The following is a 26,041-nucleotide window of genomic DNA, read 5'->3' as shown; positions in this document are numbered from 1 at the left end:
CAGGCGCCTCACCTCAGAGATAGTGCCTCAGCATCCCCCCGAGATCCACCCGCGCGCGCAGACGCCGGCACAACATGAAAGCGCCCATGAACTTACGATGTAGAAACATGGTTTCCGGTGCCGGCACGGTGCTGAAGGCGCCTGAGTAGAACATCTCGCGACCGCGCGCATAGACACGCTCGAAAAGGTCGGAGACGCCGAAGTCGTAATGGCCCGGGCTACGCAGCGGCTCGCTGGACATGCGCAGGAGATCGATCAGGGCGTTCACCTGCTCGGCCGGGTCGTTCGCACCGACATAGCCTAGGTCGATCGAGGCCGCGCGCATTGCGGCACGGTTATCGGCGAATGCAGCGTGAGCGAGCTGTCGATAGCGCTCGACGAGATCCGACCCCACCGGCAGCGCGGCGCCGAAATCGAGCAGCACGATCCGCCCGCTGTTGGCGTCGTAGAGATAATTGCCGAAGTTCGGGTCGGATTGGACGAGACCGAACTCGAAGAGCTCGCGCATGGACAGACGCGTCAACGCCGTTGCGGCGCGGTCGCGCTCCTCGCGGCTGTAGCCGCTGTCGGCCAAACGATCGACCGGAACACCCTCGGCGAAATCCATCGCCAGCACGCGCGATGTGGAGAGGTCGCGATGCACGCGCGGGACGAAGAAGTCGGGATCAGCACCGACACCGGCCCCATATGCCTCGAGCGAATCCGCCTCCGCGCCGTAGTCCGCCTCCTGATGGAGCTGCCGGCGCGCGCCCTCCAAATAAGGCGTCAGATCAACGCCCGCCGGGGCCATGCCGAGTGTCCGGGCCAAGAAGGCGAGGTTGTCGATGTCGCTATCGATGCTCTCGCGCACGCCGGGAAACTGAATCTTGAGCGCGATACGACGTCCGTCGCGCGTCTCGGCCCGGTGCACCTGCCCGATCGAGGCAGAGGCCACGGGCGTGAACTCGAACCGCTTGAACTTCTCGTTCCAGCCCTGTCCGTATTCGCGCTCCAAGACCCCGGCGAGCTGGCTCATCGGCATCGGCTCGGCACGCTCGCGCAAGGCACTCATGATCTCGGCGGCCTCGGGCGTGAAGATGTCCGAGCCGTCCATGGACATCAATTGCCCCATCTTCATGACGGCGCCGCGCATGCGCGCGAGCCGATCGGTAAAGCGGCGGGTATGCTCGGGCGAGAGCCTGATCCGCGACGGCTCGGCGCTGCGACGGGTCCGGGCGAGTTCGATCAGACCCTTCACGCCGATCCCGGCGGCGAGATCCCCGGTGGCCCGTCCGAGGTGCCAAAGGCGACTCAGACGCGTGCTCGGGACGGCCATGCCGGGTCGGTTAGGTGTAGTGGACATCGGGTTTCCTCGGAAAAGAATCGGCGGCGTCCGGATTCTGTCCAGACTAAAAGGTGGACATGGTATCGAGTTATCCGCAGTGCAACGATGAGGAATCGCACCCGAGCCGCGAATCAAATTTGCTCCAGCCGCGACCCACGCAGATAATGCATTGTTTCTTTGCGAATCCCCCTGGATGGTCCGCCGGACTTCCCGCCGGACGCGCCATTCTTTCGAGGCCCCACGATGGACACCCCCGACACGAGTATCGGCTTCGGCCAGCTCGGCCTAGCCCCCGCCGTTGCACAAGCCGTCGAGGATCTCGGTTACGAGACCCCGACACCCGTTCAACTCCAGTGCATCCCGCATCTGCTCGCCGGGCGCGACCTGCTCGGCCAGGCCCAAACCGGCACCGGCAAGACAGCCGCCTTCGCCCTTCCCTTGCTCAGCCGTGTCGATCCCACGCAGCGCGGACCCCAGATTCTGGTGCTCACGCCGACCCGCGAGCTTGCGCTCCAAGTCGCCGAAGCCTTCCAAGGTTACGCGCAGCATCTGAAAGGCTTTCTGGTGCTGCCGATCTACGGCGGTCAAGCCTACGGCCTGCAGCTCAGTCAGCTCAGACGCAACCCGCAGGTGATCGTCGGCACGCCGGGACGCGTGATGGATCATCTCAAGCGCGGCACACTGGCGCTCGACGTGCTCAAGACGCTCGTCCTGGACGAGGCCGACGAGATGCTCAACATGGGCTTCGCCGAAGACATCGACTGGATCTTCGAGCAGACGCCGCCCGGACGCCAGGTCGCGCTCTTCTCCGCGACCATGCCTGCAGGGATTCGCCGGGTCGCCCAGACCCGACTGTCCGATCCGGTCGAGATTCGCGTCACGGCGGACTCGGAAACCGTAGACACCATCGACCAGCACCACTGCGTGGTCACCCGCTTCCATAAGCTCGACGTGCTCACCCGCATCCTGGAGCTCGAGCCGTTCGACGGCATGCTGATCTTCGTGCGGACCAAGAACGCCACGGTCGAGCTGACCGACAAGCTCAAGGCCCACGGCTTCGCGGCCGAGCCCCTGAACGGCGACATGAGCCAGGAGATGCGCGAACGCACAGTCGAGCGTCTCAAGCAGGGCCATCTGGACATCCTGGTCGCGACCGACGTCGCTGCACGCGGGCTCGACGTGGAACGGCTCAGCCATGTCGTGAACTACGACATCCCCACGGATCCCTCCGCCTATGTCCATCGCATCGGGCGGACCGGTCGGGCCGGTCGGGCCGGTCGGGCCATCCTGCTGGTGGAGCCGCGCGAGCGCGGGCTGCTGCGCGCGATCGAGCGCACCATCCGACGCAGCGTTCCGGCAATGGAGCCGCCCTCGGCCTCTCAGCTCAGCGAGTCACGCATCGACCGCTTCACCGCCGAGCTGCGCAAGACCCTGACCGAGCAGGACCTCGACTTCTTCTATCGTCTGGTCGCACGGCTTGCGACGGAGCAGGAGCTGGAGATGATGGACATCGCCGCGGCGCTGGCCTATTTGACCCAACGCGAGCGTCCGCTCGATGTCCAACCGGATCTGCCGCGCCCCGCGGCGACGCGGCCCGAGCGCTCGGAACGCGGCCCGCGGAGCGCAAGTCGCGACGAGGGACGTCCGCGCCCCCCCCGCGACGGCGATCGTGGTGCAGCGCCCGGGCGCGAGGACAGTCGCAACCGCCCGCGCCCGCAAGCACGCGGATCCGAGGGGCTCACCAGCTATCGGATCGAGGTCGGCCACCAACACGGCGCCACCCCGCGCGAGATCGTCGGTGCCATCGCCAACGAATCCGGGCTGGAAGGCCGCTATATCGGCCGGATCGACATCCGGGACGATCACTCGCTGGTCGATCTGCCCGAGGGCATGCCCCGCGAGATCTTCAACCATCTCAAGCGGGTGTATGTTCGCGGTCAGGCGCTGCGGATCTCGCTCGCGGATGGGGCGGCAGGCGGGACGCGGCGCAGCGAGGGAGAGAACCCGGGCGGCGCTCGACCCGACCAGCCCTCTTACGAGCGCAAGTCTCGGGAGCCGGGATTCCATCAGGAGCGGCGTCGCAAGCGTACGGATCCGAGCTGAACCGCCTCCGGGGTTTGGCGCGAGGCTCGAGTCCGGTGCGGATCTTTAGAGTGCCGTCTCGGACTTGGAGTCACGCGGTTCGGAAGATTTCAGGTGAAAGGCGAAAGGGATTGGATTGTCGGGAAGGGGACGAGGGGGCGGAGGATCGGGGACATTTAAGGCACCGCACGGCCCGGACCGGCCCCTGATCGTGGGATTTGATTGGTGGCGTTGTTTTTGCCTACCAACTCATGTCCTTCCTCGGCCGCAATAGGTCACCACGATGCGTCAACGACTCGCAGCTGCGCTCTCGCGCGGCGACTTGATTCCCCATCTCGGTCCAGGTGCGCTCGCCGGCGTGGTGGATAACGCCACCGGCGAGTCCATCCCGGCGATTTGGTTGCTGCGGCGAACCGACGCGACGGTGTCGCGGAGTTGATTCCGACGACGCACGAGGTTGGTTGCTGAACCGCGTCCTCCGCGGGATATGCGAGGTCTTCGGGTCGGCTTGACGTCGTCTCGTTTAAACCGCGCCGGTGCCGACGCGGTTCAAAATGGGTCCGGATCGAAATCGTCGAGCGGGTTCACGTCGGCTGCTCCATCGCCGCGACCTTCGTCATCACCGTGGCCTCGAGATCCTGCTTGAAGCGTACGATCCGTTCGCGTATCTCCGCATCGGAGGCGCCCAGAATCTGGGCAGCGAGGATCCCTGCGTTCTTCGCGCCGTTGATGGCGACCGTCGCCACCGGCACGCCGGCGGGCATCTGCACGATGGAGAGCAGCGAGTCCTGTCCCGAGAGGCTGGAGGTCTTCACCGGCACGCCGATGACCGGCAGTGGCGTGATGGCGGCGGCCATACCGGGCAGGTGCGCCGCGCCGCCCGCACCGGCGATGATCACGCGCAAGCCGCGTTCGACCGCGCTCTCGGCGTAGTCGTAGAGCCGCTTGGGCGTGCGGTGCGCAGAGACGATGGTCATTTCGTAGTGGATGCCGAGCTCGCCGAGCACGGCGGCGGCATCCTGCATCACCGGCAGGTCGGAATCGCTGCCCATGATGATGCCGACGCGGGCCGGGCAAGCCGCCGACGACGTGGATGGCGTGGATGCGGTCATGGGTGATCCTCTCCCGAGATCTCGATCAGACGACGGACCCGCTCGGCTTTGATGCGGGCCTGCTCGATGTCCCGGTCCAGGACCGTGACGTGGCCCATCTTGCGAAAGGGCGAGGTCGCCGCCTTGCCGTAAAGGTGCAGACAGACGCCCGGAATCGCCAGGGCCTCGGCCATGCCCTTGATGACGGGGCGTCCCCGATGGCCGGGCGCGCCCAGCAGGTTGATCATGGCGGCAGGGCAGAGCTGCTCGGTCGACCCCAGCGGCAGACCCACGACGGCGCGCAGATGCTGCTCGAACTGGTCGGTCATGTTCGCTTCGATGGTGTGATGACCCGAGTTGTGGGTGCGCGGCGCGACCTCGTTCACCAGCAGATCGCCCGCCTCGGTCAGAAACATCTCGACCCCGAAGATGCCCACCCCGCCCAGCGCATCCACGGTGCGCACCGCGAGCTGCTCCGCCGCGGCGGCGGTCTCGGCCGGGATCTGCGCCGGGGCCAGCAGCATCTCGAGCACGTTCTCGCCCGGTCGAAAACGCATCTCGACCGCGGGATAGCAGCGGTGGTCCCCGTCGAGACCGCGCGCCACCAGCACGGCCAGCTCTTTGGCCGCAGGGATGAAGCGCTCCACCAGGGAGGGCAGCGGCAGATGGTCGTCGAAATCCTCGGGGCCGTCCAGGATGGAGACACCGCGGCCGTCGTAGCCGCCGCGACAGGCCTTCTGCACGAGTGGATAGCCGAATGCAGCGAAGGCCTCGGCCGAGGGCTCGGGCATCGGCTCGAAGGGCGCGGTCGGGATGCCGGCCGCGCTCAACGCCCGCTTTTGCGCGAGCTTGTCCTGAATCAAGGCCAGCACGGCCGGGGGCGGCTGAATATTGTGCCCCTCGCGTCCGAGCTGGATCAGTGTCTCGGCATCGATGTCTTCGATATCGAAGGTCACGACATCGCAGGACTCGGCCAGCTCGCGCAGCTTGGCGGGGTCGTGATAGGCACCCACGATCTGATGCCCGGCGACTTGGCCGGCCGGCGAGCCCGGTGTCGGGTCCAGCACGACGCAGGTGCAGCCGATCCGTTTCGCGGCCTTGGCCATCATACGGCCGAGCTGTCCGCCGCCGATGATGCCGATACGTGCTATAGGGAGAGGGAAGACGTCCATGCGGTGAATCATCGGCGCTCGGGAGGAAATTGGAAAGCCCCAATGCCGCGGTGCGCTCCTTGCCGAGCACGAAAATCGCCACTGGATCGCGCTCGAGCGACGTCGACCCGTGAAAAAGGTCTACGCTCGGGTACACGGGAGCGACCCCGGTGCGCGGCGTGGCAGGCTGAGGCGGCTGCGCCAATGGTGGGTTCTCCGATTCGACCGCAACGACCGGGCACTGCGTGCCGCCGGCACCGTCGAAGACATCACCGAGCGCGAGTCGGCCGAGCAGGCGCTGTCCGAGGACGACTTAGGCACGAATGCCGACGCGGGACGCCTGCGAACGGACGGTGTTATCCTTGTCCCGAGCGAGTCACCGTCCTCCCGTTCAGGCAGTCGCGCGCATGAATCTTCTCTTTGTTGTTCTCATACCCTTCATCGGGGCCGGCTTGGCCGCCTGGGTGTCGCGCTTCGGCCGACTGCAATCGGCCTGGGTGGCCGGCGGCGTGGCCCTGGCCGCCCTGATCGTGCTGGCACCGAGCGTGACCGCGCCGTTTCTGGGCGAGACCCTGGTGCAACGCATCCCCTGGATACCCGCGCTGGGACTCGATCTCGCGTTTCGGCTCGACGGTTTGGGCCTGCTGTTCGCCCTGATGATCCTGGGCATCGGTCTGCTGATCATCCTCTACGCGCGCTACTACCTGGCCGAACGCGACTGCATGGGCCGCTTCTACGGCTATCTGCTGCTCTTCATGGGCTCGATGCTCGGGATCGTCCTGTCCGAGAACCTGATCCTGCTGCTGATGTTCTGGGAGCTCACCAGTCTGTCGTCCTTCCTGCTCATCAGCTACTGGCAGCATCGCGAGGATGCCCGAACGGGGGCGCGCATGGCGCTTGCCGTGACGGGGCTGGGCGGACTCGCCATGCTCGGCGGCTTCGTGCTGCTCGGCGAGATGGTCGGCAGCTACGATCTGTCCGTCGTCCTCGCCAACGGCGACCTGATCCGATCCGACCCGCTCTACACGCCGATGCTGGTGTTGATCCTGCTCGGCGCCTTTACCAAATCCGCGCAGTTCCCGTTCCACTTTTGGCTGCCGCACGCGATGGCGGCACCCACACCCGTGTCGGCCTATCTGCACTCCGCAACCCTGGTCAAAGCGGGCGTGTTCCTGCTTGCACGTCTGTTCCCGGCACTTTCCGGCACCACCGAATGGTCGGTCCTGGTCATGGGCGCGGGGCTTTCGACCCTGTTGATCGGCGCCTATTTCGCCCTCTTCAAGCATGACCTGAAGGGTCTGCTCGCCTATTCGACCATCAGTCATCTGGGCCTGATCACGCTGCTGTTCGGCATCGGGACACCGCTCGCCGCGGTGGCCGGGGTCTTCCACATCATCAACCACGCGACCTTCAAGGCCTCGCTCTTCATGGCCGCGGGCATCATCGACCACGAATGCGGGACACGCGACATGCGCCGCATCAACGGTCTGTGGCGCTACATGCCTTACACGGGGACACTGGCGATGGTGGCCGCAGCGGCCATGGCCGGTGTTCCGCTCTTCAACGGGTTCCTCTCCAAGGAGATGTTCTTCGGCGAGACGGTCACCTTCTCGGCGAACCATTCCTGGGAGTGGCTCCTGCCCGGCGCCGTCGTCGTCGCGGGGATCTTTGCCGTGGCCTATTCGCTGCGCTTCATCCACGACGTCTTCTTCAACGGCGACCCGGTGGATCTGCCCAAGACCCCGCACGAGCCGCCGCGCTGGATGAAGGTACCGGTGGAGATCCTGGTCGCAATCTGTCTGCTGGTCGGGATCCTGCCGGCCTTTACCGTAGCGCCGCTGCTCACCGTGGCGGCGACGGGGGTGCTGCAAAGCGCACCGCCGGACTACGATCTGGCCATCTGGCACGGCGTCAACGCCGCACTGATCATGAGTGTGATCGCCTTGGTCGGAGGCATCCTCATCTATGCCGGACGGCGGCCGCTGTTCAAGCTCGCGACCAGGCTCGAAGGGCTCCTCGATGCCAAGGCCGTCTTCGATTGGATCCTGAAGGGACTCCTCGCGCTGGCCGGGGCCGTCACCCGCACGCTGGATAGCGGCTCGTTGCAGCGCATGCTGCTCGTCTTCATCCTCTGCGCGCTGACCTTGGGGACGATCGGTTTCCTCGGCGGCGGCGCACCGCTGACCGGCGATCGCGCACTCTTACCGGCCGATGCGGTGAGCCTGCTCGTCACGATCGCGCTGATCACCGTCGCCCTCTGGACGGTCATCCTGCACCGACGCCGCCTGACCGCACTGATCGTGATGGGTGCGCTGGGACTGCTGATCTCGCTCATCTTCGTGAAGTTCTCGGCACCGGACCTCGCCTTGACTCAGCTCTCGGTGGAGGTGGTGACCATCGTCCTGCTGCTGCTGGCACTGTATTTTCTGCCGCAGTACAGCCCTGCCGAGTCGAGCTGGCCGCGACGGATCCGCGATATCGGTGTGGCCGGCTTGGCCGGCGGCGGCGCGGCGGCACTGACCTGGTCGGTCCTCACCCGGCCTTACGAGAGCATCGCGGACTACTTTCTGGAGAACAGCGTGCCGGGAGGCGGAGGCGGCAACGTCGTGAACGTCATCCTGGTGGACTTTCGGGGCTTCGACACCCTGGGCGAGATCTCGGTTCTGGCGCTGGCGGGATTGGGCATCTACGCCATGCTCAGGGATCTGCGTCTGCCCGGACCGGCCTGCGACGCACGCGGGCGGCCCTGGAACTGGGATATGCATCCGACCATCATGGCTGCCTTGACGCGTCTGCTGCTGCCGCTCGCCCTGCTGGTCTCGGCGTTCATCTTCCTGCGCGGACATAACCTGCCGGGCGGCGGTTTCATCGCCGGACTCGTCACCGCGATCGCCTTGATCATGCAGTACCTGGCGAACGGCGTGGAATGGACACACAACCGCATGACATCCAATCTGCATCCGGTCATCGGCGCCGGCCTGCTGATCGGCTTGCTCACCGGACTGGCGAGCCTGGTCTTCGGCTATCCCTTCCTCACATCGGCCTTTACCCATGTGCACTGGCCGGTGGTCGGGGACTTCGAACTGGCCTCGGCGATCGCCTTCGATCTCGGGGTCTATCTGGTGGTGGTCGGGGCGACGCTCCTGATCCTGGTCCATCTCGGTCTGATGCACCATGCCAGCCATCCGGGCGAGCCGGAACCGTCCGGGGCGAACCATGCTTGAGTCGCTGTTGTCGATGGAAGCCCTGATCGCCCTGATCATCGGTGTCTTAACCGCGAGCGGGGTCTACCTCGCACTGCGGGCGCGCACCTTTCCCGTGGTCATCGGACTAACCCTGCTCTCGTACGCCGTGAATCTCTTCCTCTTCGTCACCGGGCGCCTGACCGTCGGGTTGCCCCCCGTGATCTCGGATCAGGCCGCAGGCTATGCGGACCCGCTGCCTCAAGCGCTGGTGCTGACCGCCATCGTCATCAGCTTCGGCATGACCGCCTTCATCATCATGCTGTCACTCAAGGCGCGTGCCGAACTGGGAACGGATCAGGTGGATGGCCGACTCGACGGCGACGTCGCCCCTGACGAGCATGGCGCGGGGCGTGGGGGAGAGCGCGGATGAGCCATCTGATCATCGCCCCGATCCTCTTCCCGCTCTTGGCGGCTACCCTGTTGCTGCTGGTTCGGCGCGTCATCCCCTTGCGCGTGCGACGCAGCCTGAATCTCGTCGCACTCGTGATCCAGATCCTGCTGGTGTCGCTGCTGGTTCAGCGCGTGGCCGGGGGCGAGATCCTGGTGTATGCGCTCGGCAACTGGCCGGCACCCTACGGGATCGTCATGGTCGCGGATCGTCTGAGCGTCTGGATGCTGCTCGTCACGAGCCTGGTTGCCTTCTTCGCGATGCTCTATGCCGTGCGCGGCACGGACGCCGGAAGCCGGCACTTCCATCCGCTCTTCCAGCTGCAGTTGTTCGGTCTGAGCGGGGCCTTTCTGACCGGCGATCTGTTCAACCTCTTCGTCTTCTTCGAGATCCTGCTGCTCGCCTCCTACGGGCTGCTGCTGCATCGCGGCGGGGCGAATCGGGTGCGCGCCGGGCTGCACTTCGTCGCCCTGAATCTGGCGGGGTCCACGCTCTTTCTGTTCGCGGTCGGTACACTCTACGCCATCCTCGGGACGCTCAACATGGCGGATCTGGCGGTGAAGGCGGCGGCGACTCCGCCGGAGAACCTCGGCGTGGTGCGCGCGGCCGGGCTGCTGTTGTTCGTGGTCTTCGCGCTGAAGGCGGCACTGATCCCGCTCTATCTCTGGCTGCCCGCGGCCTATTCATCGACGTCGGCGCCGGTGGCCGCGCTCTTCGCGATCATGACCAAGGTCGGCGCCTACAGCATCCTGCGGGTCTATACCCTGATCTTCGGCGCCGAGGCCGGCCCGGTGGCGGATCTGATCGGCCCCTGGCTGTTGCCGCTCGCCCTCGCCACCATGACGATCGGCACCCTGGGCATGCTGGCCGCGCATGAGCTGCGCAGGCAGATCGCCTATCTGGTCGTGGTCTCCGTGGGGCTTCTGCTGACGGCCTTCGCTCTGGGCACCGAGGCCAGCATCGGTGCAGGTCTCTATTATCTGGCGCACAGCACCTTTGCCGCAGCGGCCTTCTTTCTCCTGGCGGACATGATCGCCATGGGGCGCGGCACGCTTGCCGATCGTCTGGATCCCGGGCCGGTGATCGCCAATGCCAACCTGATCGGCGGCTTTTTCTTCGTCACCGCCATCCTGGTCTCCGGGCTGCCGCCGCTCTCGGGTTTTCTCGGCAAGTACATGGTACTGAACGCCGCGGCGGACCTGCCGAGCATGCCCTGGGTGTTTGGCGTCATCCTGAGTGCCGGGCTCTTGGGCGTCATCGCGCTGGCGCGCAGCGGCAGCCTCCTGTTCTACCGCGCCGAAGGCCTGATCGAGCGCACCGGCGCCGCGGGTCGACACGCCGTCGGTCCGAATTGGGGCCGTCTCCTGCCGATCATCGGCCTGCTGCTGCTCTGCGTCACGCTGGTCGTCTGGGCCGGCCCCTTGTCCGATTACACCCGTGCGACCGCCGAGCAGCTCTTGGAGCCGAGCGTCTATATCCGGGCCGTGCTGGGCGACCCCCCAAGTCCATGAGCGGAGTGCACAAGCGATGAAGCTCAGGCTGCTGCCACACCCCATCCTCACGCCGGTTTTGGCTCTGATCTGGCTCCTGCTGGTCAACAGCCTGTCGCCCGGTCAGATCCTCTTGGGCCTGATCCTGGGATGGGCGATCCCGGTCTTCACCCTGCGCTTCTGGCCGGAGCGGGTCCGAATCCACAAGCCGCTGACCTTGATGCGATTTTTGGCGGTCGTCATGTACGACATCCTGGTTGCGAACCTCGCGGTCGCCGCCCTGATCCTAGGCGGACCCAAACACGTCAAACCGGCCTTCGTGCGCGTGCCGCTCGCCCTGCGCACGGATCTCGGGATCAGCCTGCTTGCCAACACGGTCTCGCTGACGCCGGGCACCGTCTCGGCCTGGCTCAGCCCGGATCGCAGCCATCTGGTCGTGCACGGGCTGAATGTCAACGACCCCGACGCACTGATCGCCGAGATCAAGCATCGCTACGAGGCACCGATCAAAGAGGTCTTCGAACCATGCTGAGCATCGCCGTCTCCATCGCCTTCACACTGGTCTCCGGGGCGCTGCTCCTGAGCCTCTGGCGACTGCTCCGGGGGCCGGACAAACCGGACCGCATCCTGGCGCTCGACACCCTCTACATCAATACGATCGCCCTGCTGGTCCTGCTCGGGATCCATCTGAGCAGCTCGCTGTACTTCGAGGCCGCACTCCTGATCGCCATGATGGGCTTCGTGGGCACCGTGGCACTGTGCAAATATCTCTTACGCGGCGATATCATCGAGTGATGAAAGCGCGTCTTTTGGTGGGCTTTTGTCATGTTCGAGGGTTTGGCGAGCGCCGTGGGCATCCCGTGCGCGTTGGAGTTGACGCGCTTTCATGATGTTTAATTCCTTTTGTTTTTTACTTCAATCGCGTCGACTCCATGCTCTGATGGGGCCGCGTGGGTATGATCCGGTAAAGCCTCTTTCCATCACGCCGAGGACGCGATTGAATGCTTGAGATGATGTTGTCGGTCCTGATCGTCGTCGGTGCGCTCTTCACCTTCATCGGGTCGTTGGGCCTTGCCCGTCTGGGCGATTTCTACACACGACTGCATGGCCCGACCAAGGCCACCACACTCGGCGTGGGTGCGCTGCTGATCGCCTCGGTGCTCTATTTCAGCACCCGCGGCGAGGGGCTCAGCCTGCACGAGATCCTGGTGACCCTTTTCCTCTTCATCACGGCCCCGGTCAGTGCGCACCTGCTTGCCAAGGCCGCGCTGCATCTGCGGGTGCGCTCGCTTGCACCGCCACCGCTCGAGGCCGAGGATCCTTCGGGTGGTCCCCGCGCCCGAACAGGCGACTAGATCCGACCGGGCGCCCTCGGCCTTTGCGACCCAAACGACGCTCGAACGCGACGCTCATCAGATATGATTATCGTGGGTATCGATACCGGCGGGACCTTCACCGACCTGGTGCTCTGGCGCGACGGCGCGGTCCGGACGCATAAGGTCCTCTCCACACCGGCGGCACCCGAGCAGGCGATCCTGCGTGGGATCGCCGATCTTGGTCTGGATCCGGCCGGGTTGCACGTCATCCACGGGAGCACCGTGGCGACCAATGCAGTGCTCGAAGGCAAGGGCGTTCGCACACTGTACGTTGCCAATCGCGGACTCGGCGATCTCTTGAGCATCGGTCGCCAGGCGCGACCGGATCTCTACGACCTCCAGCCACCGGCACGACTCCCGCCGGTTCCACCCGAGTTCTGTGTCGAGACCGGCGGTCGCCTCGGCGCCGACGGCAACCGGGTGGAGCCGTTGACCGCGGCCGACCTGGACGCGCTCGAGGCGACGGTCGCGCGGCTCGCCCCGGAGTCGGTCGCGATCAATCTGCTCTTTTCGTATTTGGACGATAGTGACGAGCGGGCCGTGGAGGAGGCGATGCCCGAGGGCCTGTTCGTCGCGCGCTCCTCCGAGGTCCTGCCGCTCGTCGGCGAGTACGAGCGCGGGATCGCCACCTGGATCAACGCGCGGATCGGACCCATCGTCGCCCGCTACATCGGGCGCCTTGCCGACGGCCTCTCGGGTGCGCGGGTCTCGATCATGCAGAGCAGCGGCGAGGCGGTCACGGCGAGTCAAGCTGCACAACACACCGCACGCCTGCTGCTCTCGGGGCCCGCCGGTGGACTCGCCGGGGCGGCATTCGCTGCGGAGCACGCAGGTTGCCCGCGGCTGCTGACCTTCGACATGGGCGGGACATCCACCGACGTCGCCGTGGTCGACGGCGAGCCGAGCCTCACCACCGACGGGCGGATCGCCGGCTTCCCCGTCGCGCTGCCGATGGTCGACATGCACACCATCGGGGCGGGCGGCGGATCGATCGCGCGACTCGATGCAGGCGGCATGCTCCTGGTCGGACCCGAGTCCGCCGGGGCCGATCCGGGACCGGCCTGTTATGACCGCGGCGGACGCGAGGCGACCGTGACCGACGCCAACCTGGTGCTCGGAAGGCTCGACCCGAGCGGATTCCTCGGCGGTCGCATGCGCTTGAACACGGACGCCGCCCGTGCCGCACTCGCACGACTCGCGCACCCGATGGGCCTCTCGATCGAGGAGACGGCACTGGGCGTGATCCGTCTGGCCGACGAGCATATGGCGCGCGCCCTGCGGGTGATCTCGGTGCAGCGCGGGCAGGATCCGCGCGATTTCATTCTGACCTCGTTCGGCGGTGCCGGCGGTTTGCACGTCTGCGCCTTGGCCGAGGCGTTGGGCATGACACGCGCCCTGGTGCCGGTGCATGCCGGCGTCCTCTCGGCACTCGGGATGCTGATAACCCCGGCCGGGCGAACCCTGACCAGGACGCGCCTCGGACCGCTCGACCAGGCCGGCGATGCCGAGATCGAATCGGCGCTCGGCGCGCTCGCCGAGTCCGGGATCGTTGAGCTGGAGCAGGAAGGTGTGGCACGCGCAGGTCTGCGTGTCGAGCGCTCGCTCGATCTGCGTTATCGTGGCCAGTCACATACGCTCAATCTGCCTTGGGATGGCGTCGCGGGGACCATCGCCGCCTTTCACGGGCAGCACCGGGATCGCTATGGCCACCGCCTCGATCTGCCGGTCGAGCTGGTCAATCTGCGGGTGCGCGTGCGCGGCCCGATCCCGAATCTTGCGCTGCCGCCGATCGGCGCGGCCGGCCGAGGGGGTCCGACGGGAAGCTCCGCTGCCTACGGATGTCCGACGCCGGTCGCCTACTGGACACGCGAGGACCTCGGACAAGGGCACGGGCTGCTTGGACCGGCGATCATCGCAGACGCATTGGCCACCACCTGGCTCGCCCCCGGCTGGCGTGCCGATCTGGACCCGGTCGGGAACCTGATGCTGCAAAGAGGGTCGCAATAAAACCCTAGTCGGACAACGGCAAAGGGAGAGATCGCCGCCGGCCACGCCCGGATCGGCACGCCACCACCACTCCTTCAGGACATCCATGACGCTCTACGGATTGCTCGACGTCGACATCCTGTCCGCCGTGCTCATCACGCTCGGCATGACCCATATCACCATCGTCGCCGTGACGGTCTATCTGCACCGTGCACAAGCGCATCGGGCGCTCGATCTGCATCCGGCGGTCTCGCACTTCTTTCGCTTCTGGCTCTGGCTCACGACCGGGATGGTGACCAAGGAGTGGGTCGGCGTCCATCGGCGTCATCATGCCAAGTGCGAGACCGTCGATGACCCGCATAGCCCGCAGATCTTGGGGCTGCGCAAGGTCTTGGGCGAGGGCGCGGAACTCTACGCACAAGCTGCGAGCGATCGCGCAGCCGTCGAGCGCTACGGCCAAGGCACCCCGGATGACTGGATGGAGCGTCGGCTTTACAGCCGCTTTTCCTGGCAGGGGGTGGCACTCATGCTGATCCTGGATCTCGTGCTCTTCGGCGTCTACGGAATCGTCATCTGGGCCGTTCAGATGCTCTGGATCCCCATCTTCGCCGCCGGAGTCATCAACGGCGTCGGGCACTCTTTCGGCTATCGCAACTTCGAGCCGCCCGATGCCTCGACCAACATCGTCCCCTGGGGCATCCTGATCGGCGGCGAGGAGCTCCACAACAATCACCATGCCTTCCCAAGCTCGGCACGGCTCTCGTCGAAGCGGTGGGAATTCGATATCGGCTGGATGTATATCCGCATCCTCACGGCACTGCGGCTGGCGAAGGTCCGCCGGGTCGCACCCAACCCGCAGGTGGTCCCGGGTAAGTCGCAACTGGATCTCGAGACACTGCGCGCGGTGATCACGAGCCGGATGCACGTCTTTGCGCGCTACGGAAAAGAGGTGATGGTTCCGGTGTCGCGCGAGGAGCTGTGCCGCGACGCGGAGCACTGCAAACGCTTGGTCAGGCGTGCGCGACGATTGCTTCTGACCGAGGGCCAACGCCTCGACGTCGCCGCTCGCGGCAGTTTGGAGCAGATCCTGGCCAAGAATCAGACGCTCGCCACCGTCTATCAGTTTCGCGAGCGCCTACAAGAGATCTGGGACCGCAAGGCACCTAGCCAGGAAGCCTTGCTCAACGCGCTACAGGACTGGTGTCAGCAGGCCGAGGCGACGGGGATTCAGGCGTTGGAGCGGTTCTCCAAAAACCTGCGCGGGTTTGCACTGACGCCGACGCTTGCTCGGTAATTCAACCGCGCCCGCGCGATATGCGAGGTTTTTGGATGGGATCGGCCTCGGCGGACTTGACGAGCGCTCGAGCCGGCGCGGTTCAACAGATTTACTTGTCGAGTTGTTTCGCCACTTGCCGAACCATGTTTGATCCGTCGAAGTCCAGATGTCGGTTGGGCCCCGCGGGCGTAGTGGCCCGACCAACCCTCACGCTCACGCAAGTCGCGCGCGGATCAACGGCGGGTGTCGTTCCGCGTGGTCAATTCCTCCAATAAACCGTCGATGCCGCGCCGCTGCGCCACCGACGTGAACTGATTCCGATACGAGGCCAGCAGGCTGATCTCCTGAACCGCCACGTCGTAGGCTCGCCAACGTCCGTCGCTGAATGCCATCCGATAGTCCACACGCACGGGCTGCCCGCCCGGCTGCCGAATCTCGGTGCGCACGAGGGTGCGCGTGGCGCCGGGCTCGAGCTGCATGGGGAGGAAGCGGATATCCCAAGAGCTCAAAGCATCGAGCGCAGAGGCGTAGGTCTGGATCAAGAGCCGCTGAAACGCCGCTTGGAACACCCGACGCTGCTCCGGCGTCGCATCCCGCCAGTAGGGTCCGAGCGCCAAGGCCGAGACACGCGGAACATCCACATGCGGCAAGAACAGCTCGTCGACCAGACGATGGACATAGCCGGGATCGGTCTTGAGCAGGTTCCGATCCTCGCTCAGCACCCGCATCAGGCCGTCCGAGACCTGCTGGATGATCCGCTGCGGCTCGTTGAGTCCGCTGTATGCCGTCGCCGGGAAGAACACGGCGCATTGGACCAAAAGGAGCGTCGCCCATAGGACGCGATCGTTCACTGGGGTCATAGGTAATCTCCGATCGGGTTGCCCGGTTTCCTGTAAGGCTATACTTCCACATCGCGTCCGGCGAAGGGGTTGCAAGCCCGCTCGACGATATTCGGACCATCAGTCGTGAAGGAGAGACCCATGACGAACCCCCCGCTGTCCCGTCAGCCAACCCAGGCCGACCTGAAGAACTTCTTTCTCAAGGACCGTTTCGCTGCACATGTCGGCATCGAGCTTCTGGAGATGGCGCCGGGCCGGGCCAAGGCCAAGCTCGAGATCCATGATCACCACCGCAACGCCGTCGGCGTCGTCCACGGCGGAGCCATCTTCAGTCTGGCCGATCTGGTCTTCGCCGTCGCCTCCAACTCACACGGCACGGTCGCGCTCGGGATCAACGTTTCCATCTCCTACATGACCGCCGCGCGCGGCGGAACCCTCGTCGCCGAGGCCGAAGAGGTCTCGATCAATCCCAAGCTCGCCACTTATCTGATCCGCATCCGCGACGACGAGCAGACCCTGATCGCGCTCTTTCAGGGGACGGTGTATCGGAAACGCGAGGCCTTGCCGGTGACGCAGTGACTGCACGCTCAACCGCGCCCGGCGCAATGAGCATCTCGCTCTGGACGCGGTTGAAGACTCACACCGTCAGGTATTGCTTCACGAGATCCTCGGACAGATCGGGCATCGGCCCGCTCGCCATCAGCCGTCCGCGATCGAGGATGATGAAACGATCGGCGACGCGGCGGGCGAAGGGGAGCTTCTGTTCGACCAGGATGACGGTGAGGTTCAGGTCGGTCATCAGGCGACGGATGATGTCGCCGATCTCATGGACGATGTTGGGCTGGATGCCTTCGGTGGGCTCGTCGAGGATCAGGAGCTTGGGGTCGATGACCAACGCACGGCCGATGGCGAGCTGTTGTTGTTGACCGCCTGAAAGGTCGCCGCCGCGTCGCCCGAGCATCTCTTTGAGCACCGGGAAGAGTTCGAAGATGTAGCCGGGGACCTGCTTGGCGCGATCAGGCCGCGCGGCGAGACCGATACGCAGGTTCTCCTCGACGCTCAGCAGCGGGAAGATCTGGCGTCCCTGCGGGACATAGCCGATGCCGAGCGGTGCGCGTCGCTCGGCGGGGAGACGCGCGAGATCCTGCCCCTGATAGCTCAGGGATCCGGAGCGCAACGGGAGCAACCCCATGATGCATTGCATCAGTGTGGTCTTGCCGACCCCGTTGCGACCCATCACGCAGGTGCACTGACCCTGCGGGATCTCGACATCCAGATCCCAGAGTGTGTGGCTCTCGCCGTAGAACTGATTGAGTCCCGAAATCTCAAGCATGTTGAATCGCGTCCGAGGTGATGATCGATCTCGTCATGTGTCGCCGCGTCGATGGCTCAGGATGCCTTACAGTCGACGCGATTCAAGATAAAAAACAAAGCCAAAAAAGGTGATTTCCGGAAAAGGATTTCCCGGCATGTGGTCGAATAAATTCGCCCCTACCGTCGCAAACCGCCTTCCTGGCATGCGCAGTCGAGATGACGATTCCCTGAAATCAACTAAAACGCGTCCACACTGTGCTCGCTGGCATATCAGCGGCTCGTCCCAAGCGACCACATCGCATGTTGCACGAGACGCGTTTTAGCCGGGTCTATTCACCCAGATAGACCTCGACCACGCGCGGGTCGTTCTGGACCTCGTCCATGCTGCCTTCGGCGAGGACCGAGCCCTGATGCAGCACGGTAACGCGCTTGGCGATGGAGCGGACGAAGTCCATGTCGTGCTCGACGACGACCACGGAGTGCTTGCCCTCCAGAGAAAGCAGCAGCTCTGCGGTGCGGTCCATCTCCTGGTGTGTCATACCTGCGACCGGCTCGTCGACCAGCAGCAGATGCGGATCCTGCATCAGCAGCATGCCGATCTCGAGCCATTGCTTCTGGCCGTGCGAGAGTGCGCCGGCCTCGCGTTGGGTCTGCTCCTGGAGTCCGATGATGCCCAGGACCTCGTGGATGCGGTCGCGCTGCTCGCCGCTGAGCCGCGCGAACAGTGTCGGGAAGACGCGTTTGTCGCCGGCCATCGCGAGCTCGAGGTTCTCGAACACACTGTGCGACTCGAAGACCGTCGGCTTCTGGAACTTGCGACCGACGCCGAGCGCGGCGATCTCGGGCTCGGAGAGTCGCAACAGATCGATGGTCCGCCCGAAATAGGCGCTGCCCGTATCCGGGCGGGTCTTGCCGGTGATGATGTCCATCATGGTGGTCTTGCCGGCCCCGTTCGGGCCGATCACGCAGCGCAGCTCGCCGGCGTTGACGTAAAAATTCAGGTTATTGATCGCCTTAAAGCCATCGAAGCTGACGCTGACGTCTTCCAGATAGAGGATCACGCCCTGGCTGACATCCAGATCAAGATCCAGCATGGAGTACATGAAGCTCCACTGCCGGTCCTTGCGCATGGATTGGCGCAGTTGCTCGACCGGTTTCATGGCGCGGCCTCCGCTGCAGACCCGGCGGGGGATCGCGATCGTCGCCAGGTCCTGATCATGCCGACCAGGCCGGCGATGCCCTTGGGCAGGAAAAGTGTGACGATGACGAAGAGCGCGCCCAGGGCGAAGAGCCATGCCTCGGGGAAGGCGCCGGTGAAATAGGTCTTGCCGTAGTTGACCAGGATGGCGCCGATGACGGCGCCGTAGAGTGTCGCCCGACCGCCGATCGCCACCCAGATCACCAGCTCGATCGAGTTGAGCGGCGAGAACTCGCCCGGATTGATGATGCCGACCTGAGGGACATAGAGCGCCCCGGCGACACCGGCGAGCATCGCCGAGAAGGTGAAGATGGCGAGCTTCACGCGGTCCACCCGGTATCCGATGAATCGTGTGCGCGCCTCGGCATCGCGGATCGCGACCGCCACACGCCCGAGCCGCGAGGTGACGATCCAGCGGCAGGCCAGATAGCCGAGCGCCAAGGCACCCGCCGAGGCGAGAAAGAGCCCGATTCGGGTCGCGTCGCTCTTCAGATCGAAGCCCAGGATGTCCTTGAAGTCGGTCAGGCCATTGTTGCCGCCGAACCCCATCTCGTTGCGGAAGAAGGCCAGCATCAGCGCGTAGGTGAGCGCCTGGGTCATGATGGAGAGATAGACCCCGGTGACCCGCGAACGAAAGGCGAGATAGCCGAAGACAAAGGCCAAGGTCCCCGGGACCAGGATGGCCATGAGCGCAGCGAACCAGAAGAGGTCGAAGCCCTGCCAGAACCAGGGCAGCTCGGACCAGTTCAGGAAGACCATGAAATCAGGCAGCACCGGGTGACCGTAGACGCCGCGATCGCCGATCTGACGCATCAGATACATGCCCATCGCATAGCCGCCGAGACCGAAGAAGGCGGCATGACCCAGGCTCAGGATGCCCAGATAACCCCACACCAGATCAACCGCGACGGCGAGCAGCGCATAGGTCAGATATTTGCCCAGCAAGGTCACCGTGTAGGTGGAGACATGCCAGGGGCTGGACTCGGGCACGACCAGATTCAGGATCGGCACCACGACCGCGACGACCAGCAGGACGGCCAGCATCGCCTGTCCGCCTTTGTCGCCCCTCATCACACTGGCCACACCCATACTCGTCTCTCCGAAACCGCAAATTCTTGCCTGTATTTTGTAGGTCGGGTTAGCGCAGCGTCACCCGACATTCGGCGCTTCGGTAAGCCGTCGCCGCTATCGGGTTACGGCGCGCATCGCCGTCGGCGTGAATCATCGAGACCCCTGCCGGCGCGCCTAACCCGACCTACTCGTCTACCGTCTAGCCGTCCGCGGCGCGTCCGCGTTGGGGGAAGAGCCCGCGCGGGCGCTTTTGAATGAAGAGAATGATGAACACCAGCACCAGGATCTTGGCGAGCACCGCGCCGGCCCAGGGCTCCATCAGCTTGTTGGCCACGCCCAGTGTCAGGCCGGCGACCAGCGTCCCCCAGAGATTTCCGACCCCGCCGAAGACCACGACCATGAAGGAATCGATGATGTAGGCCTGCCCCATGTTGGGACCGACGTTGGTAAGCTGAGACAAGGCGACACCCGCCACACCCGCCACGCCGGCACCCAGACCGAAGGTGAGTGCATCGACCCGCGCCGAGCGCACGCCCATCGAGCGTGCCATCGCCCGGTTCTGCGCGACCGCGCGCACCTGTAGCCCCAAGGCGGTGCGCTTGAGGATGAGCAGCAGGGCCACGAAGACCATCAGGGCGAAGATCAGGATGTACAGTCGGTTGTAGGTCAGGGCGAGCGCCGGATTGATCTGAAGGGCGCCGCTCATCCAGGACGGATTCTGCACGGCGACGTTCTGGGCCGAGATGGTCGTGCGCACCAATTGCTGAAGGATCAGGCTGATGCCAAAGGTCGCGAGGAGCGTTTCGAGCGGTCGGCCGTAGAGAAAGCGGATCACGGTGCGCTCGATCAGGATTCCGAGCAGGCCCGCGACCACGAAGGCCGCCGGGATGGCGACAAACAGCGAGTAGTCCAGAAACCCCGGCATCGCCTGTTGAACCAGATAGGTCGTGTAGGCCCCGATCATGATCAGTTCGCCGTGGGCCATATTGATGACACCCATGACCCCGAAGGTGATCGCCAGACCGATGGCCGCGAGCACCAGGACCGAGCCGAGGCTAAGGCCGAAGAAGAGCGTTTCGGCCGCCGCGTTGAGCTTGAGCTTTTGCTCGATGGCAGCGAGCGCCTGTTCGGCGGCAGCGTGCACCTCCGGATCGGGCTCGTCGCTCAGCAGTTTGGTCAGGGCGTTGCGTGCGGCCGGATAGAGACTGCCCGAAAGCGCGTTCACGGCGGCGAGCCGGGCGGCCGGGGCCTCGTCGCGCAGACTGGCCAGTGTCAGGCTCAGATCCAGGTAATCGCGCACACGCTGATCGTCCTCGCGTCCGAGCTGCTCGCGGATCGCCTCGACGACGATCGGATTGGCGTCGCCCAGCATCTGCTGCGCGGCCTTGAGACGAATCGCCGGATCGGGACTCGCGAGCGTGAGGGCGGCGATCGCCGTGCGCAGTTGGTTGCGCATGCGGTTGTTGATCGTGATCTTCTTCACGTCACTGCGCTCGACCTCGCCGAGGTCGCTGCCGTCCAGTGCATCGGTGAGTCGGTACCCGCCGGGAGCGGGCGCGACCAGAACCGGACGCCGGTCCGAATCGCGGGCGTAGAGGTTACCGCCCAAAAGCGCCTCGAGGAGCGTCGCGGCGCGCGGATCATCGCCGACGGCGATCACATCGACCGCGGCCTGCTTGACCTCGAACGAGCGGTCGCTCAGATCGATCAAGGCCGCGTCGATCTCATCGGCCATGCTGCCGAGCGGCAGTACCATCAGAATCAGGAATGCATAAACGAGACCAAGGCCCGCCAGGGACGGGAATCGTCGCGATTGGTTTGTCGGGCTCATGGGCATCTCGATACTCGCTGCGGTCAAGGCTGTCTGGAAACCCCCATTGATTCACCGGCGACATCCGACGTCGAATCCGTTTCCAGCGGCTTCGAGCCGGCTGGACGCGGACTTACGGAAACGGATCATCGTTGAATCAGCATCCCGACTGCGCGTGTCCGGAAGACCCGGGGCGAATCAATTCGTCCCGACACGCAGTCAGACTGCTCACCGTGAATCACCTAAAACCATCCCGAAAAAACACTTGAACCGCGTCCACCTCCGGGCTTACGGGCTCACGCCAAGTCGAGCCCAGACTTCAAACAGCGCATACCCCGCCGGACGCGGTTCAACAGGACGCGGTTCAATGACTATTGCGCCTGAGCCCCGAGACAGGTCTTAGTCACGGTATTGAAGTTGCCGCACATCACCGGAGGGGTCCAATCGGCGGTGAGATCCTTGGAGCCTTCGAGGAAGTCGGACCAGGCGTCGCCGGGGACTTCTTCATCGGTCGACCAAACGACGGCGAACTGACCGTCTTCCTGGATCTCGCCGATCAGCACCGGCTTGGTGATGTGGTGGTTGGGCAGCATCTTGGCGGTCCCGCCCGTGAGGTTTTTGGTCTCCAGACCGATGATGGCGGCCTGCACCGCATCCGGATCCGTCGTGCCGGCCTTCTCGACCGCCTGAACCCAGAGATCGAAGCCGATCTTGTGCGCCTCCATCGGGTCATTGGTCACACGCTTGTCGTTCTTGGTGAAGCCGTGCCAGGTCTCGATAAAGGTGGCATTTGCCGGATCGTCGACGCTCATGAAATAGTTCCAGGCGGCGAGATGGCCGACCAGCGGCTTGGTGTCGATGCCCGAGAGCTCTTCCTCGCCGACCGAGAAGGCGATCACCGGGATGTCCTCGGCGGAAACGCCCTGGTTGCCCAGCTCTTTGTAGAAGGGGACATTGGCGTCGCCGTTGATGGTCGAGACCACGGCGGTCTTCTGACCCGCGGAGCCGAAACGCTTGATGTCCGAGACGATCGACTGCCAGTCGGAATGACCGAAGGGCGTGTAGTTGATCATGATGTCTTCCTCGGCGACCCCGTTTTGCTTCAGGTAGGCTTCGAGGATCTTGTTGGTGGTGCGCGGATAGACATAGTCCGTGCCGGCGAGCACCCAACGCTCCACACCCAGCTCGTCCTTCAGATAATCCACCGCCGGGATCGCCTGCTGATTGGGCGCGGCACCGGTGTAGAAGACGTTCTTGGAGGACTCCTCGCCCTCATACTGGACGGGGTAGAAGAGCAACCCGTTGAGCTCTTCGAAGACGGGCAGCACGGACTTTCGCGACACCGAGGTCCAGCAGCCGAAGACGACCGCAACCTTGTCCTTGGTCAGCAGCTCGCGCGCCTTCTCGGCGAAGAGCGGCCAGTCCGAGGCGGGGTCGACCACAACGGCCTCGAGATTCTTGCCGAGCAAACCGCCCTTCTTGTTCTGCTCGTCCACCAACATCAGGACCGTATCCTTCAGCGTCGTTTCGCTGATGGCCATGGTGCCCGAGAGCGAATGCAGGACCCCGACCTTGATGGTGTCGTCTGCGGCCTGGGCCATAGATCCGGCGGTCAAACCAAGCACGAGGCCCGTGCCGAGCAAGACCGATTTGATCGGGTCGCGTCTAAGCATACGTTCTGGCTCCTGTTCGTCATGCGACACATGGGTGTGATGGCTTCGGGGACGAGGACGTCCGGCAGCACAACAAGCAGAAATCAGGCCAAGACGGTCGGCTCATGTTTGGCGGCCCCGCGCGAGGTCGCAGGTCAGAGCGCGCACCGGATTCGTGCAAGCGGACATGCAAAAGGGGTATTCGGGGAGGATCGCCGCCCCAAGATCGAACACTCTGGATCTAGGTCGGGATCTGTACTATCGTCGTCGAGGCAAAACCCTATAAACACTATAAGGAGATGGAGAATGCACACACTTCTACTTGCAGCCGCTGCGATGATGCTTACCGGCAACGCGATCGCCGCGGAGATGGCTTCGCCCGACGAAGCCAAGGCCCTTTCTCAGAAAGCACAGGCTGCCGTGAACGAGATGGGAAGCGAGCAGGCCTTTGCAGCCTTTGCCGCTGCGGATGGCGGCTTCCAGGATCGCGACCTCTATGTCTTCTGCATGGACATGGACGGCGTCATGCTGTCGCACGCGATCAAACCGGAGCTGGTCGGCAAAAATCTTCTGGATTTCGACAAATACGGCGACACACTCTTCAAGAACATGATCGCCGTTGCGAGCAGCACGGGCATGGGGTGGGTCGACTATAACTGGCCCTATCCCGGCACGGAGGAGATTCGCGAGAAGACCAGCTATGTAATGACGAACGAACAGGGCTTTTTCTGCGGAGTCGGCGCCTACAAATAGCGCCCCTAACCCGCGCCCAGCGCGGTATGCGATATTTTTGGATGGGATCGGCCCCGGAAGACTTGACGACCGCTGGAGCCTGCGCGGCTTAAGATATTAAAAAATATATTATTTTAAACCGCGTCTCCGATAAGCGTCGTGGATGCAGCAAACGTCGAACTCACTCGAAAATGAGCATATCGTTCTGGACGCGGTTTAGACCCGAGGGCATGCCGCGCACGGCGGCATGCCGACTCTAGTTCGCGACGAAGCCGGACTGGTCCGAAGCAACCTTGACGATCGTCTCCTTGCCGCGCTCGTCGGCCTGCCGATAGTATTCCACGAGCTCGCGCTCGCGAGCCGAGAGCGGATCCTTGTCGTCGAGACACAAGAGGTAAGTCGGGGTCACGGTACCGAGTGCGACCGCAAGCTCTTGGGCCTCTTCGAGACCCATGCGACGAATCCCCTGCTCATAGTTGCTGATGCGTGATTTGGAGAGCGACTCGGTACGACCCGAGAGCTCCGACAAGCTCAGCTTCTGATCTTGGCGCGCAGCGCGCAGGCGCTGCCCGATGCGTTTTGTGAGTTCCATAGCTTTGGGCTCTATTCACCTCATGTCAGTGATACACGATATATTTTTGATTGTGCACGAATCCTGTTCGGATCAAGCACATTCGCTGTGCGCACGCGTGCAAATGACTCGCCGTACCGCCCTCGAAAAGCCTTAGGCGCGGTACTCTGCGGCCGAGCGCATGGTCATCATCCCGGGTCATCATCCCAGATAAGCATCTTCCCATTCTTCGACATCGCCCACGGTTTGAGGTTGCGGTTCCACGATCCGGTCGGCAAACGCTCGATCAAGCGTCTTCATGAAGCACTTGGTCTGGGGTGACAGAAATTTCCCGCGCCTCTGTACGATACCGTAGCTGCGCTTCGGGAAATACTGAGATAGTGGAATTCTACTCAAGTTTTCGTCACCCGTCAGGCAGACATCCGTCACGATCGAGATTCCCAGGCCCAATTCGACGTATTTCTTGATGACCTCCCAGCCACCCGCCTCCAGGGTAACCCGGTAGGCCAGGTTGTGCTGCTTGAACACCAGATCGACCATCCGCCAGGTGCTCAGATGTCGCGGCGGCAGGATCAGACCGTAGGGCGCAATCTCTTCGAGGGTCACGGACTCCTTACCCGCAAGCGGATGATCCTTCGGGGTGATGAGCGTCGGCTGGTAGGTGACAAACGGGCGATAGGTGATGTCGTCGGGCACATCCAACATCGACCCCACGGCGAGGTCGACCTCATCAGCGCGCAACATGGCCAACCCGTCGCGACCGGTCACGTTGTGCATCTTCAGCTCGATCCCCGGATACTGGTCGACGAAGGCGCGCACCGGGTCGGGGAGGATGTAGAGGATGGTCGACTCGCCCGCGGCGATGTTCAACACGCCCCGGTCGACGCGACCGCTTTGCGTGGCGAAGGCCTCGTGGAGCTTGTCCATACCCTCGACCAGGGGCTCGGCCATCTGGAAGAGCAAATCGCCCTCGGGAGTCAGCTTGATCTTGGGCCCGCGCCGCTCGAACAAGACGGCGCTGAACTCGCGCTCCAGCGCCTGGATCTGCAAAGAGACGGTGGGTTGACTGAGAAAGATCTTCTCGGCTGCAGCGCTGACGCTGCCGGTGCGCGCCGCATGGCAAAAGGCGCGCAATTGTTTGAGACGATTCTGCTTATAGTGAATTTGGGATCCTGAGCCCATTGGGATTCCGATCTTCAAGTGGCGGTAAAAACTATACTATCTCAGCATGGTCATTGAAAGAAGCAATTATTTCAACGCGACGACCGACATCGCCAAGGCAGTCAATGCCTTGCATCAGGTACGACGCGGCCAACAGCCGGATCGAGGGCAAGACCGACCCTTGGCATCGGGATGTGCAAGGCAGGCGGCCACGGATCGCGGCATTGCAGGGATAGAAAAATCGTGCAGCGGAACGAGGCGCGGCCGAGCGGTCGGGCAACATC

Annotated in this window: 22 protein-coding genes; 11 read left to right on the top strand and 11 right to left on the bottom strand. The window is 64.1% G+C overall.

The features are described 5' to 3' along the window. Positions 1-13: 13 nt before the first annotated feature. Complete coding sequence (locus tag B4N44_RS03275; RefSeq protein WP_296696896.1) at positions 14-1,342, bottom strand: ABC1 kinase family protein; 1,329 nt, start codon at positions 1,340-1,342, stop codon at positions 14-16. Positions 1,343-1,567: 225 nt separating this feature from the next. Here B4N44_RS03275 and B4N44_RS03270 point away from each other — a divergent pair, with 225 nt between their 5' ends. After that, positions 1,568-3,427, top strand: coding sequence for a DEAD/DEAH box helicase (locus B4N44_RS03270; RefSeq protein ID WP_296696894.1), 1,860 nt, complete (start codon positions 1,568-1,570; stop codon positions 3,425-3,427). Positions 3,428-3,990: 563 nt separating this feature from the next. On the opposite strand, the gene purE is transcribed toward B4N44_RS03270, so the two are convergent. Both purE and purK read right to left on the bottom strand, forming a co-directional pair. Beyond that, positions 3,991-4,518 carry a 5-(carboxyamino)imidazole ribonucleotide mutase gene (gene purE / locus B4N44_RS03265; RefSeq protein WP_296696892.1) on the bottom strand — a complete coding sequence of 176 codons (528 nt, stop codon included), beginning with the start codon at positions 4,516-4,518 and terminating at the stop codon, positions 3,991-3,993. Beyond that, on the bottom strand, positions 4,515-5,669 hold the full coding sequence (gene purK, locus B4N44_RS03260; RefSeq protein WP_296696891.1) for a 5-(carboxyamino)imidazole ribonucleotide synthase: 1,155 nt from the start codon (positions 5,667-5,669) through the stop codon (positions 4,515-4,517). The genes purE and purK overlap by 4 nt, the downstream gene beginning before the upstream one ends. Before the next feature lie 386 nt (positions 5,670-6,055). On the opposite strand from purK, the gene B4N44_RS03255 reads away from it, so the two are divergent. From B4N44_RS03255 to B4N44_RS03220, 8 genes are all read left to right on the top strand, one after another. Continuing rightward, on the top strand, positions 6,056-8,872 hold the full coding sequence (locus B4N44_RS03255) for a monovalent cation/H+ antiporter subunit A (RefSeq protein WP_296696889.1): 2,817 nt from the start codon (positions 6,056-6,058) through the stop codon (positions 8,870-8,872). A gap of 13 nt (positions 8,873-8,885) precedes the next feature. Further along, positions 8,886-9,263, top strand: coding sequence for a Na+/H+ antiporter subunit C (locus B4N44_RS03250; protein WP_296697015.1), 378 nt, complete (start codon positions 8,886-8,888; stop codon positions 9,261-9,263). Continuing rightward, positions 9,260-10,792 (top strand): monovalent cation/H+ antiporter subunit D, encoded by a 1,533-nt coding sequence (locus B4N44_RS03245; protein ID WP_296696887.1) that lies wholly within the window; start codon positions 9,260-9,262, stop codon positions 10,790-10,792. The genes B4N44_RS03250 and B4N44_RS03245 overlap by 4 nt, the downstream gene beginning before the upstream one ends. Before the next feature lie 16 nt (positions 10,793-10,808). Beyond that, positions 10,809-11,303, top strand: a complete 495-nt coding sequence (locus B4N44_RS03240) for a Na+/H+ antiporter subunit E (protein ID WP_296696886.1) — start codon at positions 10,809-10,811, stop codon at positions 11,301-11,303. Then, positions 11,297-11,566, top strand: coding sequence for a K+/H+ antiporter subunit F (locus B4N44_RS03235; protein ID WP_296696884.1), 270 nt, complete (start codon positions 11,297-11,299; stop codon positions 11,564-11,566). Before B4N44_RS03240 ends, B4N44_RS03235 begins: the two co-directional genes overlap by 7 nt. A 206-nt stretch (positions 11,567-11,772) precedes the next feature. Then, entirely contained in the window at positions 11,773-12,126 is a 354-nt protein-coding gene (locus tag B4N44_RS03230; protein ID WP_296696883.1) for a Na+/H+ antiporter subunit G, read from the top strand. Positions 12,127-12,189: 63 nt separating this feature from the next. Beyond that, the gene (locus B4N44_RS03225; protein ID WP_296696882.1) at positions 12,190-14,154 is read left to right on the top strand and encodes a hydantoinase/oxoprolinase family protein; all 1,965 of its coding nucleotides are present in this window, start codon (positions 12,190-12,192) and stop codon (positions 14,152-14,154) included. An 85-nt stretch (positions 14,155-14,239) separates the two neighbouring features. Then, positions 14,240-15,427 carry a DesA family fatty acid desaturase gene (locus B4N44_RS03220; protein WP_296696880.1) on the top strand — a complete coding sequence of 396 codons (1,188 nt, stop codon included), beginning with the start codon at positions 14,240-14,242 and terminating at the stop codon, positions 15,425-15,427. Between the two features lie 215 nt (positions 15,428-15,642). On the opposite strand, the gene B4N44_RS03215 is transcribed toward B4N44_RS03220, so the two are convergent. After that, a complete protein-coding gene (locus B4N44_RS03215; RefSeq protein ID WP_296696878.1) occupies positions 15,643-16,269 on the bottom strand; it encodes an MlaC/ttg2D family ABC transporter substrate-binding protein in 627 nt (208 codons plus the stop codon). 120 nt (positions 16,270-16,389) lie between these two features. Between B4N44_RS03215 and B4N44_RS03210 the strand changes: the two genes are divergently transcribed. Beyond that, the gene (locus B4N44_RS03210) at positions 16,390-16,827 is read left to right on the top strand and encodes a PaaI family thioesterase (protein ID WP_296696877.1); all 438 of its coding nucleotides are present in this window, start codon (positions 16,390-16,392) and stop codon (positions 16,825-16,827) included. A 58-nt stretch (positions 16,828-16,885) separates the two neighbouring features. On the opposite strand, the gene urtE is transcribed toward B4N44_RS03210, so the two are convergent. The 5 genes from urtE to urtA all read right to left on the bottom strand — a co-directional run bounded on the left by urtE (position 16,886) and on the right by urtA (position 23,314). Then, positions 16,886-17,581 carry an urea ABC transporter ATP-binding subunit UrtE gene (urtE, locus tag B4N44_RS03205; RefSeq protein WP_296696875.1) on the bottom strand — a complete coding sequence of 232 codons (696 nt, stop codon included), beginning with the start codon at positions 17,579-17,581 and terminating at the stop codon, positions 16,886-16,888. A gap of 310 nt (positions 17,582-17,891) precedes the next feature. Then, positions 17,892-18,722, bottom strand: coding sequence for an urea ABC transporter ATP-binding protein UrtD (gene urtD / locus B4N44_RS03200; RefSeq protein ID WP_296696874.1), 831 nt, complete (start codon positions 18,720-18,722; stop codon positions 17,892-17,894). Then, positions 18,719-19,849, bottom strand: coding sequence for an urea ABC transporter permease subunit UrtC (urtC, locus tag B4N44_RS03195; protein ID WP_296696872.1), 1,131 nt, complete (start codon positions 19,847-19,849; stop codon positions 18,719-18,721). Before urtC ends, urtD begins: the two co-directional genes overlap by 4 nt. A gap of 181 nt (positions 19,850-20,030) precedes the next feature. Next, positions 20,031-21,662: an urea ABC transporter permease subunit UrtB gene (urtB, locus tag B4N44_RS03190; RefSeq protein ID WP_296696870.1), complete on the bottom strand. Its 1,632-nt coding sequence runs from the start codon at positions 21,660-21,662 to the stop codon at positions 20,031-20,033. 350 nt (positions 21,663-22,012) lie between these two features. Continuing rightward, complete coding sequence (gene urtA, locus B4N44_RS03185; RefSeq protein WP_296696868.1) at positions 22,013-23,314, bottom strand: urea ABC transporter substrate-binding protein; 1,302 nt, start codon at positions 23,312-23,314, stop codon at positions 22,013-22,015. Positions 23,315-23,599: 285 nt separating this feature from the next. Between urtA and B4N44_RS03180 the strand changes: the two genes are divergently transcribed. After that, on the top strand, positions 23,600-24,046 hold the full coding sequence (locus B4N44_RS03180) for a cache domain-containing protein (protein ID WP_296696866.1): 447 nt from the start codon (positions 23,600-23,602) through the stop codon (positions 24,044-24,046). A gap of 235 nt (positions 24,047-24,281) precedes the next feature. Here the strand turns inward: B4N44_RS03180 and B4N44_RS03175 are convergent, their stop codons facing one another. After that, positions 24,282-24,617 (bottom strand): helix-turn-helix domain-containing protein, encoded by a 336-nt coding sequence (locus B4N44_RS03175; RefSeq protein WP_296696865.1) that lies wholly within the window; start codon positions 24,615-24,617, stop codon positions 24,282-24,284. Positions 24,618-24,797: 180 nt separating this feature from the next. Next, entirely contained in the window at positions 24,798-25,778 is a 981-nt protein-coding gene (locus tag B4N44_RS03170) for a LysR family transcriptional regulator (protein ID WP_296696862.1), read from the bottom strand. Positions 25,779-26,041 lie beyond the last annotated feature (263 nt).

The organism is Thiocapsa sp. UBA6158 (assembly GCF_002423035.1).
In the GTDB taxonomy this organism is placed as follows: Bacteria; Pseudomonadota; Gammaproteobacteria; order Chromatiales; family Chromatiaceae; genus Thiocapsa.
The sequence above is the reverse complement of the archived record's forward strand: the minus strand, read 5'-3'. Positions and strand labels throughout refer to the sequence as shown.

What these genes read in the sequence shown, in the direction of transcription:
- B4N44_RS03275 (WP_296696896.1), bottom strand. Translation starts at nt 1,342, where the DNA reads ATGTCCACTACACCTAACCGACCCGGCATGGCCGTCCCGAGCACGCGT.
- B4N44_RS03270 (WP_296696894.1), top strand. Translation starts at nt 1,568, where the DNA reads ATGGACACCCCCGACACGAGTATCGGCTTCGGCCAGCTCGGCCTAGCC.
- purE (WP_296696892.1), bottom strand. Translation starts at nt 4,518, where the DNA reads ATGACCGCATCCACGCCATCCACGTCGTCGGCGGCTTGCCCGGCCCGC.
- purK (WP_296696891.1), bottom strand. Translation starts at nt 5,669, where the DNA reads ATGGACGTCTTCCCTCTCCCTATAGCACGTATCGGCATCATCGGCGGC.
- B4N44_RS03255 (WP_296696889.1), top strand. Translation starts at nt 6,056, where the DNA reads ATGAATCTTCTCTTTGTTGTTCTCATACCCTTCATCGGGGCCGGCTTG.
- B4N44_RS03250 (WP_296697015.1), top strand. Translation starts at nt 8,886, where the DNA reads ATGGAAGCCCTGATCGCCCTGATCATCGGTGTCTTAACCGCGAGCGGG.
- B4N44_RS03245 (WP_296696887.1), top strand. Translation starts at nt 9,260, where the DNA reads ATGAGCCATCTGATCATCGCCCCGATCCTCTTCCCGCTCTTGGCGGCT.
- B4N44_RS03240 (WP_296696886.1), top strand. Translation starts at nt 10,809, where the DNA reads ATGAAGCTCAGGCTGCTGCCACACCCCATCCTCACGCCGGTTTTGGCT.
- B4N44_RS03235 (WP_296696884.1), top strand. Translation starts at nt 11,297, where the DNA reads ATGCTGAGCATCGCCGTCTCCATCGCCTTCACACTGGTCTCCGGGGCG.
- B4N44_RS03230 (WP_296696883.1), top strand. Translation starts at nt 11,773, where the DNA reads ATGCTTGAGATGATGTTGTCGGTCCTGATCGTCGTCGGTGCGCTCTTC.
- B4N44_RS03225 (WP_296696882.1), top strand. Translation starts at nt 12,190, where the DNA reads ATGATTATCGTGGGTATCGATACCGGCGGGACCTTCACCGACCTGGTG.
- B4N44_RS03220 (WP_296696880.1), top strand. Translation starts at nt 14,240, where the DNA reads ATGACGCTCTACGGATTGCTCGACGTCGACATCCTGTCCGCCGTGCTC.
- B4N44_RS03215 (WP_296696878.1), bottom strand. Translation starts at nt 16,269, where the DNA reads ATGACCCCAGTGAACGATCGCGTCCTATGGGCGACGCTCCTTTTGGTC.
- B4N44_RS03210 (WP_296696877.1), top strand. Translation starts at nt 16,390, where the DNA reads ATGACGAACCCCCCGCTGTCCCGTCAGCCAACCCAGGCCGACCTGAAG.
- urtE (WP_296696875.1), bottom strand. Translation starts at nt 17,581, where the DNA reads ATGCTTGAGATTTCGGGACTCAATCAGTTCTACGGCGAGAGCCACACA.
- urtD (WP_296696874.1), bottom strand. Translation starts at nt 18,722, where the DNA reads ATGAAACCGGTCGAGCAACTGCGCCAATCCATGCGCAAGGACCGGCAG.
- urtC (WP_296696872.1), bottom strand. Translation starts at nt 19,849, where the DNA reads ATGGGTGTGGCCAGTGTGATGAGGGGCGACAAAGGCGGACAGGCGATG.
- urtB (WP_296696870.1), bottom strand. Translation starts at nt 21,662, where the DNA reads ATGAGCCCGACAAACCAATCGCGACGATTCCCGTCCCTGGCGGGCCTT.
- urtA (WP_296696868.1), bottom strand. Translation starts at nt 23,314, where the DNA reads ATGCTTAGACGCGACCCGATCAAATCGGTCTTGCTCGGCACGGGCCTC.
- B4N44_RS03180 (WP_296696866.1), top strand. Translation starts at nt 23,600, where the DNA reads ATGCACACACTTCTACTTGCAGCCGCTGCGATGATGCTTACCGGCAAC.
- B4N44_RS03175 (WP_296696865.1), bottom strand. Translation starts at nt 24,617, where the DNA reads ATGGAACTCACAAAACGCATCGGGCAGCGCCTGCGCGCTGCGCGCCAA.
- B4N44_RS03170 (WP_296696862.1), bottom strand. Translation starts at nt 25,778, where the DNA reads ATGGGCTCAGGATCCCAAATTCACTATAAGCAGAATCGTCTCAAACAA.